Genomic DNA, 15,707 nt, shown 5'->3' with positions numbered 1-15,707 from the left:
TAATATATGGCAAGAAAAACTTTTTTTTGTGTTGATGCTCACACGTGCGGTAATCCCGTGCGTGTTGTTGCTGGTGGAGGTCCTAACCTTATTGGAAATAATTTAAGTGAAAAGCGGCAGCATTTTCTTAAAGAATTCGATTGGATTCGTAAAGGACTCATGTTTGAACCACGGGGTCACGACATGATGAGTGGTAGTATTTTATACCCACCACATAATTCTGAAAATGATTTTGCGATTCTTTTTATAGAAACATCGGGATGTTTACCTATGTGCGGTCACGGTACCATTGGCACGATTACAATTGCTATAGAAGAAGGTTTGATTACTCCAAAAATACCTGGCAAAATAAGAATGGAAGCACCTGCCGGATTGGTGGAAATTGAATACCAACAAACAGGTAAAAAAGTAGACTGGGTTAAGTTAATCAATGTAAAATCCTATTTAGCAGCCGAAAATTTAACAATTGAATGTCCTAAACTTGGAGAAATAACTTTCGATGTGTCTTACGGGGGTAATTATTATGCTATTGTAGATCCACAAAAGAACTTTAGTGGCATACAAGATTATACCGCAGGCAAAATTGTACAGTATTCACAAATAGTTAGAGCCCGTATAAACGAAAAGTATCCAGATATGTTTATTCATCCCGAGGATGCAACCATTAGAGATGTTAGCCATATGTTATGGACGGGGGAACCTATAGATCCAACATCATCTGGAAGAAATGCTGTGTTTTATGGTGATAAAGCTATCGATCGTTCACCTTGTGGCACAGGTACTTCTGCTCGTATAGCTCAATTACACGCAAAAGGTAAATTAAAATTAGGCGAACCTTTTATTCATGAAAGTTTTATAGGTAGTAAGTTTATTGGAAAAGTGGAAGCTGAAACCACTCTGAATGGAAAAAAAGCCATTGTACCTAGTATTCAAGGTTGGGCACAAATTACAGGTTATAATAATATTATAATAGATGATGAAGATCCTTATGCTCACGGATTCCAAGTTATATAATAGTCATTTTTTTAACAAAACGATTATATGAAGAAGGTAGTTATTGTTGGTGGTGGAATTTCGGGCTTGTGTAGCGCATATTATTTAATTAAAGAAGGATATTCTGTAACCATTTTAGATCAAGGTGATATCACTACCGGAGCTTCATTTATTAATGCGGGCTATCTAACACCTAGTCATTTTATACCGCTTGCAGCACCAGGTATTATTACACAAGGTTTAAAATGGATGCTAAATAGTTCAAGTCCTTTTTATATAAAACCGCGATTGGATTTAGATTTTTTCAAATGGGCAATTCATTTTAAAAAATCGGCATCGATACATAATGTCGAAAAATCTATTCCTGTTTTAAAGGAATTAAATTTAAAAAGTCAGTACTTATTCGAAGAGATGCTAACGTCATTAGACTTTAATTTTCATTACGAAAAAAAAGGTATTTTAATGGCTTATAGCTCATATAAGAACGAGGAAGAAGAACATGCAATTGCAGAGCGTGCTATTAAAGAGGGGTTGGATGTATCTTGCTTAAATAAAGAATCATTGCATAAAATTCAGCCAGTATTGTCTGACCATGTTATTGGAGCCGTTCATTATAAATGTGATTCGCATATGACGCCAAATCACTTTATGCTTACCATGAAAACGTGGCTAGAAAATAATGGTGTGACATTTAAAACAAATCAAAAAGTTGAAGATTTTACTGTAAAAAACAATAGTATTACATCTGTAAAAACGAATTCTAGTATTTTTGAAGCAGATGATTTTGTTTTAGCAAGCGGTAGCTGGACTTCTACATTAGCGTCAAAACTAAAACTAAAAGTACCGATACAAGGAGGCAAAGGTTACAGTATGGACTTGTACAGACACACAGGTATAACCATCCCTACCATTTTAGTTGAAGCCAAAGCCGCTATTACGCCCATGCATGATTTTACACGTTTTGCAGGTACTATGGAGTTTTCAGGAAATAACACTATTGTTAGAAAACAACGTGTGAATGCTTTAGCCAACGCTGTTAAAACATTCTATAATGACATTGAAATTAATGAAGAAGAAAGAGCAAAAGCGACTTCTGGTTTAAGACCTGTGTCTCCAGATGGTGTTCCTTTTATAGGTAAAACTAGTAAATATTCAAATTTAACAATAGCAGCAGGGCATGCAATGATGGGTTGGAGTTTAGGTCCTATAACTGGACAATTAGTTACAGAACTAGTAGGAAACAAAAAATCTTCCGTAAATTTAAACCCGCTCGCTCCTGAGCGTTTCAAATAATAAATAAATATAATAATATGAATAAATTCGGAATAGGTGGGTCTACAATAGAAGCAGAATTAAATGCCATAAAACCTATGGCACAATTAATAGAACCTATTCAAGAAGCTGAATATAAAAATAGAATTCAAAAAGCTTGCAAGCTTATGAAAACACATAAAGCACAAGCTATGTATTTAAATTCAGGGACGAATTTATTATATTTTACAGGCACACATTGGCATGCTAGTGAACGTATGGTTGGAGCTGTTTTACTAGAAAATGGTAATCTCCATTATATAGCCCCAAACTTTGAAAAAGGAACCATTTTAGATTTTATGTCTATTGAAGGTGAAATACATTGTTGGGAAGAACACGAAAGTCCATATACACTTTTAAACACTATTCTTAAACAAAATAATATTTTAGATGGGACTCTATTAATTGATGAAAGCACACCTTTCTTTGTTTATAAAGGTATCTCGAAAGCCATATCTTTAAATATTGAAAACGCAAAAACTATCGTTTCGGCTTGCCGAATGATTAAATCCGCAGCTGAAATTAATATTATTCAAGCCTTAATGGATATTACTTTAGAAGTTCATAAAGCTACCGCTAGAATTTTAAAAGTAGGTATCACTGCTAAAGAAGTAGAAGATTTTATTAACGAAGCCCATAAGCGTTACGGTGTTATTTCTGGATCATATTTTTGCATTGTTTTATTTGGGAAAGATTCATCGTTTCCACACGGTGTAAAAACACCTAAACCATTAGAAATTAATGATATTGTTCTGGTAGATACGGGGTGTTCTGTTCATGACTATATTTCAGATATTACAAGAACTTATATTTTTGGAGAAGCTAATGATTACCAACGTACCATTTGGAATATTGAAAAAGAAGCACAAATAGCCGCTTTTAATGTGTCAAAAATAGGAAACACTTGTGGTACAGTAGATGTATCAGCTAGAAAAACCATCGAATCACATGGGCTTGGACCAGATTATAATCTTCCTGGGTTACCACATAGAACCGGCCATGGTATTGGTTTAGATATACACGAATACCCCTATATATTACAAGGAAACGAAACTATATTACAATCAGGTATGTGCTATAGTGTTGAGCCTATGATTTGTGTTCCAAATAAATTTGGAGTGCGATTAGAAGATCATATTTACATGACTAATAAAGGTCCAAGGTGGTTTACTCAACCTGCACATTCAATTGACAATCCATTTGGTAATTAAATTCTATTTCAAGAAAATGTTATTTAACTTAAAAAACTAATTTATAATCCTTTTCTTGTTAATAAAAACTTGTTTTCAATTTTCTTTAAAATTTTGATGAGTTTTGTATTAAAATCACATATAATTACTTGTTAACATTCCGTTAAGGTTAATATAATACTACTTTCAGCTAACTTTACACCTCATCTGTTTGAAGATAATCTTTATTTTTATAAATAAATCAAATTATGAAACAGATGACTCAAAAAATAAGTGTGGTTCTAACATTTATTTGCTGCATTTCAATGTACAGCCAAGGCACCTTGGAAGAATATAAAAAAGCGCTTGCTGTAGATTCATTATTTAAAGACAACGTTTTTAATACACCTTCAGAGTTTAACTGGCTTCCAAATAATAAACTTTGGTATGTTAATAATTCGAAAAACGGCAAGGAATACCTCATTGTAAGTGTTGAAGAAAAACAACAAAAACCATTTTTTGACCATAAAAAGTTAGCCGATTCATTATCAGAAAAAACAAAAGAGAGTATTAACCCTAACAATATAAATATTAGTGATTTAGAATTTGATTCGGGTAAAAACGAATTAAAATTCAACTTTAGAAAGATACTTTTAATTTGTAATCTAAATAATTACTCTTTAAGCATTCTGGATACTATTGAAGGTAGAAAAAATAGAGACCGGGGATATTGGGGTGATCATTTTGACGAAACCACTGGCAAACCAGTTCCTTCTCCCGACAATACTAAAACGGCCTTTATAAAAAATTCTAATCTGTATATAAAAGAAAATAAAACTGAAACAGATATCCAATTGAGCTATGATGGTACTCAAGGAAATTATTATTCATCGTATATAAAATGGTCTCCAGATGGCAAAAAAATAATGGCTTATAAAGTTAGGCCTGGAGAAGATCACAAAATTTACTTTGTAGAATCTAGCCCTAAAGACCAGTTTCAACCAAAATTACAATCTAGAGATTATTTAAAACCAGGTGATGAACTTCCATTTAAAAGTCCACAATTATTCTTAGTTGAATCAAAAAAACACATAAAAATTCCAACGGATGAGTTTAGTAGCCAGTATGATGTTTCAAAATTAGACTGGAGAGCAGACAGTAGGGCTTTTTCATTTGAATACAACCAACGTGGTCATCAAGCATATAAGATTTTAGAAGTTAATGCTGAAACTGGAAAAGTAACCGTTTTAATAAACGAAACAAGCAACACATTTATTGATTATAGTAGTAAAAAATACAGATATGATATTGAAGATGGGAAAGAAATTGTTTGGACATCAGAACGTGATGGATGGAACCACATATACATATATAATAGTAATGGTACAGTAAAAAAACAACTCACTAAAGGTAATTGGGTTGTTAGAAAAGTAATTCATGTTGATGAAGAAAACAAAGAGATTTATTTTACAGCCAGTGGTCTAGACAAAGATCAAGACCCCTATTTTTTACACTATTGTAAAATTGATTTTGATGGTAAAAAATTAGAACGCTTAACATCAGAAAACGGAAATCATAAACTTACCTTTTCGGATGATTACAAATATTATGTAGATCAATATTCTAGAGTAGATATGCCTCCTGTAACTATTTTGAAAAAAACAGAAAATGCTAAAACAATTATAGAACTTCAAAAAGCAGACCATTCAGCTTTATTGAAAGAAGATTGGATTGCGCCAGAAGTCTTTACCGCAAAAGGTAGAGACGGTAAAACCGATATTTGGGGTATTATTGTAAGACCAACCACATTCGACCCTAATAGGTTTTATCCCATAATAGAATACATTTATGCTGGTCCACACGATTCTTTTGTACCTAAAGATTTTCATGCATATTATTGGTCCATGAGCTCTTTAGCCGAACTAGGTTTTATTGTGGTTCAAATAGATGGTATGGGTACTTCAAACCGCTCTAAAGCTTTTCATGATGTTTGTTGGCAAAATCTCAAAGACGGCGGTTTTCCCGATAGAAAATTATGGATGAAAGCTGCTGCAAAAAAATATCCTTATATGAATATTGATAAAGTAGGCATACATGGAACTTCTGCTGGTGGGCAAAATGCTGGTGCTGCATTGGTTTTTAATTCAGACTTTTATGATGTTGCCGTAGCTTCTTGTGGATGTCATGATAATAGAATGGATAAAATGTGGTGGAACGAACAGTTTATGGGCTACCCTGTAGGTCCACATTATGCAGCCTGTTCTAATGTTGAGAATGCTAGTCAATTAGAAGGAAATTTAATGCTGATTTTAGGTGAAGTTGATGATAATGTAGACCCTTCTTCAACTATGCAATTTGTAGATGCATTGATAAAAGCTAATAAAGATTTTGAGTTAGTCACAGTTCCAGGAATGGCACACTCTTCTGGAGGTGCCTTTGGGGAGCGCAAACGTAAAGACTTTTTTGTAAAACATTTGCTAAAAGTAACACCACCCACATGGAACGAAATTTACAATTAAATTACGCTTAAAAGAACAAATAACTAGAACCTTTATAAATATTGAAGAAAAAGAATTTAATTATGAAAACATATAAACTAGTCATTTATACAATACTAAGTTTTTGGATTGGAAATACAGCTCCCCTATTAGCGCAAAGTGGTGATCAAATTTTAGATGGGATTGGAGAAACAGGATTAATTGCTCGTTATGTATTTGATGGTGATACCAAAGATTGGTCACGGAATAATTTACATGGTAATATTGAAGGTTCTAAAGCTGAATTCATAAAAGATGATTTATTTGGTAAAGTACTTTCATTACCAGAAAACGGTAAAACGTATGTTTCAATCCCAGGTGAAGCCATGACTGGAATAGAATCACTTAGTATAACAGGATGGGTTTACTTGCGTTCAGCACAACGAGATCAGGTGTTTTTTGACTTTGGAAAGAACACCAAGTCTCATGTTCTTGTGGCTCCAACAGGAATCAAAGACAAAGAAGGGTATCAGGCAGAAATTATTACTGAGACAGGAAGTAAATACAAAACAGATTCACCAGCTGCAGAAACTAATAAGTGGATTCATTTAACGGTTGTTATAAATGTTTCTACCAAATCAATGAGTACATATCTTAACGGTGCATTTATAAGTGAAACTAAAAATATAGATTTGGAGTTAGAACAATTATTTAACAACAACTCAGGTGAAAAAAACATACTAAATATAGGGAAATCACTTTTAACTGAAACCCCTTATCTCAACGCCAAACTGCATGATTTTCGAATCTATAGAATCCCCTTAAATGAAAAACATATAGCCCGAATTCATCGCAATTCATTGAAAAAAGATGGTACAACTGTAAGAACAAGAGAAGAACCAGACGGTGATCTTCCTAAATTTTTACCAACCACTCCTCAATTGTACAATGAATATTTAACTAGCGTGTCAAACGTAGAAGTGGAAACAGCTATTGGTTACCTTCCACGATTGCCCAGTTATGTAAAGGGTATTTACCGTGATGGTATTAAAGGCCCCGAAGTACGAGTGCTTTGGCCTTCCCCAATAGATAATAGTAATGTTCTCAAGGCAGGAAAATATACAGTAACCGGAAGTATTGCTGGCTCCAATTTAAAACCAAAAGCAATTGTAACGATAAAAGACACCAAAGAACATCCTACACCAAATCGTAAGCTTGAAGTTTTTAACCTTGAGCAAGTTTCATTAAATTCAAATCTTCATGGCCATAATACAAAATTTGTTGAAAATCGTGATAAGTTCATAATTACACTTGCCAAAACAAACCCAGACACTTTTCTTTATATGTTTCGTAATGCCTTTGGTCAAAAACAGCCTAACGGTGCAGAACCACTGGGTGTATGGGATAGTCAAGAAACAAAACTACGCGGACATGCTACAGGGCATTACCTAACTGCCATAGCTCAAGCATATGCTAGTACTAGCTATGACAAGTCCCTTCAGGCTAATTTTTCTGAGAAGATGGAATACATGGTCAATACTTTGTACCAACTATCGCAAATGTCTGGACAGCCTCAAAAAACAGATGGAATATATATATCTAATCCTACCGCTGTAATACCAGGACCAGGTAAATCAGACTTTGATTCAGATTTAAGTCTAGAAGGTATCCGAACTGACTATTGGAATTGGGGTAAGGGATTCATAAGTGCCTACCCACCAGATCAATTTATCATGTTAGAAAATGGTGCAACTTATGGAGGGCAGAAAACTCAAATTTGGGCACCATACTATACGTTACATAAAATCCTCGCGGGGTTAATGGATATTTACGAAATAAGTGGCAATGAAAAAGCCCTTGAAATAGCAAAAGGTATGGGCGATTGGGTACATGCTCGCTTAAGTCAATTACCAACAGAAACCCTTATTAGTATGTGGAATAGATACATTGCTGGAGAGTTTGGAGGTATGAATGAAGCTATGGCACGATTATCTAGAATTACGAATGAACATCGTTACTTAGAAGCAGCTCAATTATTCGATAATATTAAAATGTTTTACGGAGACGCAAACCGTTCACACGGACTCGCTAAAAATGTAGACACATTTCGTGGGCTACATGCTAACCAACACATACCGCAAATTATGGGAGCTCTAGAAACATATCGTGATTCAGATGCTCCAGAATATTATCGTATCTCTGATAATTTTTGGTATAAAACCACAAATGATTATATGTACAGTATTGGAGGTGTTGCTGGAGCCCGCAACCCTGCCAACGCAGAATGCTTTATTGAGCAACCAGCAACAATTTATGAAAATGGCCTGTCTGCAGGTGGTCAGAATGAAACCTGTGCTACTTATAACATGCTTAAGTTAACTAGAAACTTATTCCTTTATGATCAACGAGGAGAGTTAATGGATTACTATGAGCGTGGTCTTTATAACCACATACTTGCATCTGTAGCAGAAGACAGTCCTGCTAATACTTACCACGTACCATTAAGACCGGGTTCAGTAAAACACTTTGGCAATCCAAATATGAAGGGTTTCACCTGCTGTAACGGTACTGCTATTGAAAGCAGTACAAAACTTCAAAATTCAATTTATTTTAAAAGTGCAGATAACAACGCTTTATATGTTAATCTATACGTTCCTTCAACTTTGAAATGGACAGAAAAAAATATAACTATTGAGCAAACCACTGCCTTTCCAAATGAAGACCATACTAAATTGACGATTAAAGGACAAGGGACATTTGACATCAATGTTCGTGTACCACATTGGGCAACCAAAGGTTTTTTCGTAAAGATAAATGGTAAAAAACAAAAAATAGATAATACACCAGGAAGCTACCTTACTTTAAGTCGTAAATGGAAAGATGGTGATGTTATTGAACTGCGCATGCCTTTTGAATTTCATTTAGACCCTGTAATGGATCAACAAAATATTGCTAGTTTGTTTTACGGACCTGTATTGCTAGCTGCTCAAGAGTCTGAACCACGAAAAGAATGGCGTAAAGTAACATTAGACGTTAAGGATTTAAGTAAATCAATAAAAGGTACTCCTGAAAAATTAGAATTTAATATTGATGGTATCATTTTCAAACCTTTTTATGAAACATATGGACGTCATTCCGTTTATCTAGATGTTACTCTTAAATAGTTTAAAAAATTAGAGTATTGGAAATAATAACCAATTAGTAACAATTTAAAGCATACCAAAAGCATAAGTTATGAACTATAAAACTTTAAAAACATATATTTTTTTAATTACATTCTTTTCAACCATGATGTTAACTGCTCAAAGCAATCTAATAGACTTAGTAAATTCATATTCTGCAGACAAACGTGCTTTAAATAAATTTTACACCAACAACGAATCACAAGAATACTATCAACGGTTTACAACCTTATACACTAATTGGGAAAAGAAAGTCACAGCAATAGATTTTGATGATTTAAATCAACAAGAAAAAGTAGACTATCTCCTGCTAAAAAACTTAATAGAAAAAGAAACTTATTTTTTTAATTTAGATTATAAAGCATTTAAAGAAGTTGTCAATATATCAGATTTTGCTAAAGATATATTTCCTTTTATTCAAGAAAGAAGACGTGGTAAAAAACCAGATGCACAAACATTAGCCAAAATTTTACACAATGCTACTGCGCAAATTGATACTGAAATAAAAACACTTAATGAAAAACCTTTTAAAGATTGGTTAATGGCAGAAAAGGCTTCTAAAGTAATTTCATCTTTTCAGAAATCACTTAAAGAAGCCTATTCATTTTATTACAGTTATGATCCAGAATTTACATGGTGGGTTCAAAAACCATTCGAAGAACTATCTACAAAGTTATTAGATTATGCTAATTTGCTTAATAGCAACTACTCAAAAACAAGTATTAAAGATGATGGTAGCGGTATTATTGGAAAACCAATTGGAAAAGATGCTTTAATAGAAAGTTTAAATTTTGAATTCATCCCATACACACCTGAGCAACTAATCAAAACAGCCGAAAGTCAGTTTAATTGGTGTAAGGAAGAAATGATAAAAGCATCAAAAGAATTAGGTTATGGAACTAACTGGAAAGCTGCCTTAGAACATGTAAAAAACACGTATGTTGCTGCTGGAGAACAGCCTCAAGCTATCACAGATCTTTATAATCAATCGGTCGAATTTATTGAAGAACGTGACTTAATTACATTCCCAGAAATGGCAAAAGAAACTTGGGGTATGATTATGATGACGCCTGAGCGTCAAAAAGTAAATCCGTTTTTTACAGGTGGATGGGAAATTAGTATTTCTTATCCAACTCAAGACATGAGTGAAGACGATAAATTAATGAGCATGCGGGGTAATAACCCTAACTTTTCTAGAGCAACAGTTCAACATGAATTATTACCAGGACATAATCTACAATTCTTCATGAATGCTCGTAATAAAAGTTACCGTCGAGCATTTGATACTCCTTTCTGGATGGAAGGTTGGGCACTATATTGGGAAATAAATTTATGGAATAAAGAGTTTCCACAAACACCAGAACAAAAGTTAGGCATGTTGTTTTGGAGAATTCACAGATGCGCTCGAATTATCTTTTCTTTAAAATACCATTTAGGAGACATGACACCCCAACAGTGTATCGATATGCTTGTAAACGAAGTTGGACATGAATATGCTAATGCAGAGGCTGAAGTAAGGCGCTCTTTCGCCACAAGTTACACACCTCCTCTATACCAAATGGCTTACATGACAGGGGGGTTACAGTTTTATGCCTTACGTAATGAAATGCTAAAAAAAGGTTGGACAGAAAAACAATTTCATGATCGCGTTTTACAAGAAAATATGATGCCTGTTGAGTTACTAAGAAGTTTAATACAAGAGCTTCCTTTGAAAGAAAACTTTAAAACTAATTGGAAATTCTCGACAGAATTCAAATAAATACTAAATCAGATAATTATGAAAAATTTAAAATATAGATTTAGCCTCGTATTATTTTTAACTACAGTTATAAGTATTCAAGCTCAAGGGTATTGGAGCAAATTGGAAGATAAAAAACCAACACTAGGAATTGCAGATGTTTACCAAAAATTTAACACCCCTAATTTTCAATTAAAGCTCGTAAAAGCATCTCAAACAGTTGCGGGTTTAAAACCTATAAAAAATTTAAATTTCGATTTTACTCCAAGCGATCGATTAGAAATTAGAGACAAAGATGGTTTATACCATTTAGGTGACATTAATTTAAGAATTAAAGAAGGCAACTCCGATTGGAAAAGCTTTTCAACTGCAGATAAACGTGCTGCTGTTACAGCTATAGAAACATCAGGATCTGTTATTGCAGGTGCAGATTTAACTAATACATTGCCAAGTGATATTCCTGTTACTATAAAACGTTATTACGAAACAGATAATGACCAATTAGTTATGCGATTTGAAATAACAAATAAATCGGAAAACAATATAGAAATAGGTGCTTTAGGTATTCCCATGATTTTTAATAATATTCTAGAAGGAAAATCACTTAACGAAACACATGCTCAAAATGTATTTTTCGATCCATATATTGGTTTGGATGCTGGGTATTTAGAAGTAAAGCGATTAAGTGGTCGAGGCTCTGCCCTTTTAGTATTACCTAAAGAAAATATGCCTTTTGAAGCCTACCGCCCATTATTAGACGATCCCACCCCTAGAAGTATCGTTTTTGAAGGGTTTCATGAATGGATGGTTTATAGTAAAGCTTATGCTGAAAATGAATGGAAAGAAGCCAACCAATGGAATGAACCTACGTCCCTTATTTTAAAGATAAATGAGACAAAAAACTTTTCATTAAAGTTTGTGCTTTCAGAAGGTATTGAAGACATTCAAAAAACACTAGAAAAAGAAGAACAACCCATAGCTACAAGTATCCCAGGTTATGTAATTCCCTTAGATATTACATCACAATTATTCTTAAACTATAAAAGTGATGTAAGTTCATTTGCAATAGAACCAAAAGGAAGTATTCAAATAAAAGAAGCTGAAAAAACAGATAAAGGAATAAAAAAATATACGGTTCATGGAAAAAAATGGGGCCGCTCTAGGTTAACAATTAATTATAAAAATGGAGTTACCCAAACTATTAACTATAAGATTATCAAATCAGAAAGTGAAGTTGTAAAAGATTTTGGTCACTTTTTAACCACAGAACAATGGTTCGATGAACCTAACGATCCATTTCACAGAAACCCATCTGTAATTAGTTATGATTATGAAACCAAAAAACAAGTAACAAAAGACAGTAGATCATGGATTAGCGGTTTAAGTGATGAAGGTGGAGCTGGCGGTTGGTTGGCTGCCATTATGAAACAATTAATTCAACCAGATAAAGAAGAAATTAAAAAACTTCAACAGTTTGTTGATAGTACACTTTGGGGTGTTATTCAATACAAAGAAGGCAAAAATAAATATGGCGTTAAAAAAAGTGTGTTTTACTATGAACCAGACTCTTTGCCTAAAGGAACTTATAGCGATGATATAAAATATAAGTCGTGGACAGCTTGGAATCACGAACACGCTAATGATCCTGGCAGATCTTATAATTACCCTCACGTTGCAGCTGCTTATTGGACTATGTATCGCTTGGCAAGATATCACGAAGGGTTGGTAGATAGTAAACCTTGGGATTGGTACTTAAAACAGGCTTACAATACGACCATTGCAATGGTAGAGAAGGCACCATATTATGCTCAATTTGGACAAATGGAAGGGTCGGTGTTTTTATTCATCTTACAAGATTTACAAATCGAAAATTTTGAAGATATGGCTACTGACTTAGAAGCTCGTATGAAAGAAAGAACAGATCATTGGAAAGCATTAGATTATCCTTTTGGTAGCGAAATGCCTTGGGATTCTACTGGTCAAGAAGAAGTCTATATGTGGTCAGATTATTTTGGATATCATCGCAAAGCAAATGTAACACTAAATGCTATTTTAGCTTATATGCCAACAATGCCCCATTGGGCTTATAATGGCAATGCCCGTAGGTATTGGGATTTCTTATATGGAGGTAAATTATCGAGAGTAGAACGTCAAATTCATCACTATGGATCTTCATTAAACGCAATACCTGTCCTAAAACAATATAGGAATAGACCAAATAATTTATACTTACTTAAAGTTGGTTATGGGGGACTTTTAGGAGGTATATCTAACATTACTGAAGATGGATTTGGCCCTGCGGCTTTCCACTCTTATCCTACTGAATTGAGAATAGATTATTTATCTGGTGATTATGGCTCTGGGTTTTACGGTTATGCAGTTAATACTGCTACTTACCTTACAAAAGAAGACGACTTAGGGTGGTTAGCTTTTGGAGGTAATATAACAACTAAAGGTGATGTTGTTGAAGTTGAATTAACTACTGCGGCAAAATCAAAAGTATTTATAGCTCCTAAAAAATTATGGTTAACATTAGATGCTGGTACTTTTAAAAAGGTTACTTACAATACAAAAACAGATGTTATAGAGATTACTTTAAATAGCAAAAATGAGTTTACACCAAATGCTTATTTAAGGATAAATAATGATGTAGAACTACCTTATACGAAAGTTAGAGGTGCTTTTGAAATTCCATTACAAAAAAAGAGTATTCAAATTATATTATAACAAAAAATGAAACAAGAATTTATAAACTACTTATTTACGAAAATGACCATTGCTTTTTTTGCAATGCTTATTCATGTAAATACTTTTGCGCAAAATTTCGAAAAGTATTTTCCTAAAAAAGACCTTACAACTACAGGAGTATATTATTACCCTGAACATTGGGATCCAACTCAATGGGATCGTGACTTAAAAAAAATAGCCGACATGGGTTTTGAATTTACCCATTTTGCTGAATTTGCATGGGCAGAACTAGAGCCAGAAGAAGGGGTTTATGATTTTAAATGGCTCGATACAGCTTTAGACATTGCAGCTAAATACAAGTTGAAAGTTATTATGTGCACATCTACAGCGACACCACCTGTATGGTTAGCTAGAAAGCATCCCGACATCCTTATTACCTATGCAGATGGATCTAAATCAGATCATGGTTCTAGGCAACATGCTTCATTTTCGAGCAACTATTATCGCTCATATTCAATGAAAATGATAGAACAATTAGCTAAAAGATATGGTAATGATGAACGTGTCATAGGTTGGCAGGTTGATAATGAACCAAACCGTTCTTTTGATTATGGAGCAGATGCACTGCAACGTTACCGCGATTGGTTAAAAGAAAAATATAAAACTATTGATGTTTTAAATGAAGCTTGGGGGAATAGTTTTTGGAGTGGGACTTATAGCAGTTTTGACCAAATTAATATTCCGTTACATAATATGTGGGGTATGAATTTACATTCTCAGTTAGATCATTACCGGTTTTGTGATCAAGAAACAGCCTCTTTTCTTGATGCTCAAGCCTTGGAAATACGTAAACATATAACCAAAGATCAATGGATTACTGCTAATTATAGGTCTAACTATAGCGAGAGCTTTGTAGGAATGAGTAAAGAGTTAGATTTTGATTCGTATACACGTTATGTTGTGTACGGAAGAAGCCTTGGAGTAGGTCCAAAAGGATACCGTGTTGGTGATTATACGAGTATTGGTATGTCTAACGATTTTTTTCGCCCCTTAAAAGGTATGTATGGTTGTATGGAATTGCAACCAGGACAGGTTAATTGGGGTAGTATAAATCCTCAACCATTACCAGGGGCCGTACGCATGTGGTTGTGGCACGTATTTGCAGGTGGTAGTAAATTTACTTGTACATATCGATATCGTGCCCCTTTATATGGTTACGAGCAGTTCCATTACGGTATTGTAGGAACAGATGGTGTAAGCCCAACTGTAGGAGGAGCCGAATTTAGTGCGTTTATGAAAGAAATAAATACATTGCGTAAACAATATAATGCCAAAGCAACCCTACCTAAATCATATTTAGAACGCAAAACAGGAATATTATTTAATCCTGATAATGTGATGGGTATTGATTTGAATAAACAAACTCGGGAATGGAATACCATGGAGCATTTCTTGAAATATTATAAAGCAACAAAATCTTTTGGAGCTCCAGTAGATTTTGTTCGAGACACTACTAATTTTTCAAATTATCCTGTTTTAATCGTCCCTGCTTATCAAATGATAGATAAACAAATGATAGATAAACTTACTGATTATGCCAAAAATGGAGGAAACTTAGTATTGAGTTGTCGTTCTGGAATTCAAAATAGAAAAGGACATCTTTGGGAAGCTAATTTTTATGAACCTATGTGGGATTTGATAGGTTCTAAAATTGAATCGTACGATTTACCAATGCCACAATCAATTAGTAAAGTGAAGTTTAACAATCAGGAATTTGAGTGGACTAGCTGGGGTGATTTATTAAAACCCAATAAAGAAACTGAAACATGGGGAACATATCAAGGCGATTTTTATGAAGGTACTTCGGCCATTGTTTCTCGTAAATTGGGAAAAGGTACCGTAACCTATATAGGCTTAGATTCTAAAAATGGTGATCTTGAAAAGCAAGTTTTAAAAAAATTATATGAACAACAAAATATTCTAGTAGAAGATTATCCTGAGGGTGTTATGGTTGATTATCGGGATGGGTTTGGTATAGCTGTTAATTATTCTGATAAAGTGTATAATATTAATTTACCAAAAAGCGCAAAAGTTATTATTGGTACTAAATCAATAGAAACAGCAGGCGTACTTATTTGGAAATATTAAA

At 33.9% G+C, this 15,707-nt stretch carries 8 protein-coding genes; all 8 read left to right on the top strand.

Going from position 1 to position 15,707, the window contains the following annotated elements:
• Positions 1-6: 6 nt before the first annotated feature.
• Positions 7-1,014, top strand: a complete 1,008-nt coding sequence (locus QLS71_RS14475) for a 4-hydroxyproline epimerase (RefSeq protein ID WP_308993299.1) — start codon at positions 7-9, stop codon at positions 1,012-1,014.
• Positions 1,015-1,041: 27 nt separating this feature from the next.
• A complete protein-coding gene (locus QLS71_RS14470) occupies positions 1,042-2,286 on the top strand; it encodes an FAD-dependent oxidoreductase (RefSeq protein ID WP_308993300.1) in 1,245 nt (414 codons plus the stop codon).
• Between the two features lie 17 nt (positions 2,287-2,303).
• Entirely contained in the window at positions 2,304-3,515 is a 1,212-nt protein-coding gene (locus QLS71_RS14465) for a Xaa-Pro peptidase family protein (protein ID WP_308993301.1), read from the top strand.
• Between the two features lie 236 nt (positions 3,516-3,751).
• Positions 3,752-5,992 carry a DPP IV N-terminal domain-containing protein gene (locus QLS71_RS14460; RefSeq protein WP_308993302.1) on the top strand — a complete coding sequence of 747 codons (2,241 nt, stop codon included), beginning with the start codon at positions 3,752-3,754 and terminating at the stop codon, positions 5,990-5,992.
• A 62-nt stretch (positions 5,993-6,054) separates the two neighbouring features.
• Complete coding sequence (locus QLS71_RS14455) at positions 6,055-9,114, top strand: beta-L-arabinofuranosidase domain-containing protein (RefSeq protein ID WP_308993303.1); 3,060 nt, start codon at positions 6,055-6,057, stop codon at positions 9,112-9,114.
• Positions 9,115-9,184: 70 nt separating this feature from the next.
• On the top strand, positions 9,185-10,891 hold the full coding sequence (locus tag QLS71_RS14450) for a DUF885 family protein (protein WP_308993304.1): 1,707 nt from the start codon (positions 9,185-9,187) through the stop codon (positions 10,889-10,891).
• 18 nt (positions 10,892-10,909) lie between these two features.
• Entirely contained in the window at positions 10,910-13,597 is a 2,688-nt protein-coding gene (locus QLS71_RS14445; RefSeq protein ID WP_308993305.1) for a DUF5695 domain-containing protein, read from the top strand.
• Positions 13,598-13,603: 6 nt separating this feature from the next.
• Positions 13,604-15,706: a beta-galactosidase gene (locus QLS71_RS14440; RefSeq protein WP_308993306.1), complete on the top strand. Its 2,103-nt coding sequence runs from the start codon at positions 13,604-13,606 to the stop codon at positions 15,704-15,706.
• The last annotated feature ends 1 nt before the right edge of the window (position 15,707 follow it).

Origin of the sequence: Mariniflexile litorale, assembly GCF_031128465.2 — a bacterium.
In the GTDB taxonomy this organism is placed as follows: domain Bacteria; phylum Bacteroidota; class Bacteroidia; order Flavobacteriales; family Flavobacteriaceae; genus Mariniflexile; species Mariniflexile litorale.
Note: the sequence above shows the minus strand (reverse complement) of the source record. Positions and strands in the feature narration are given on the sequence as shown.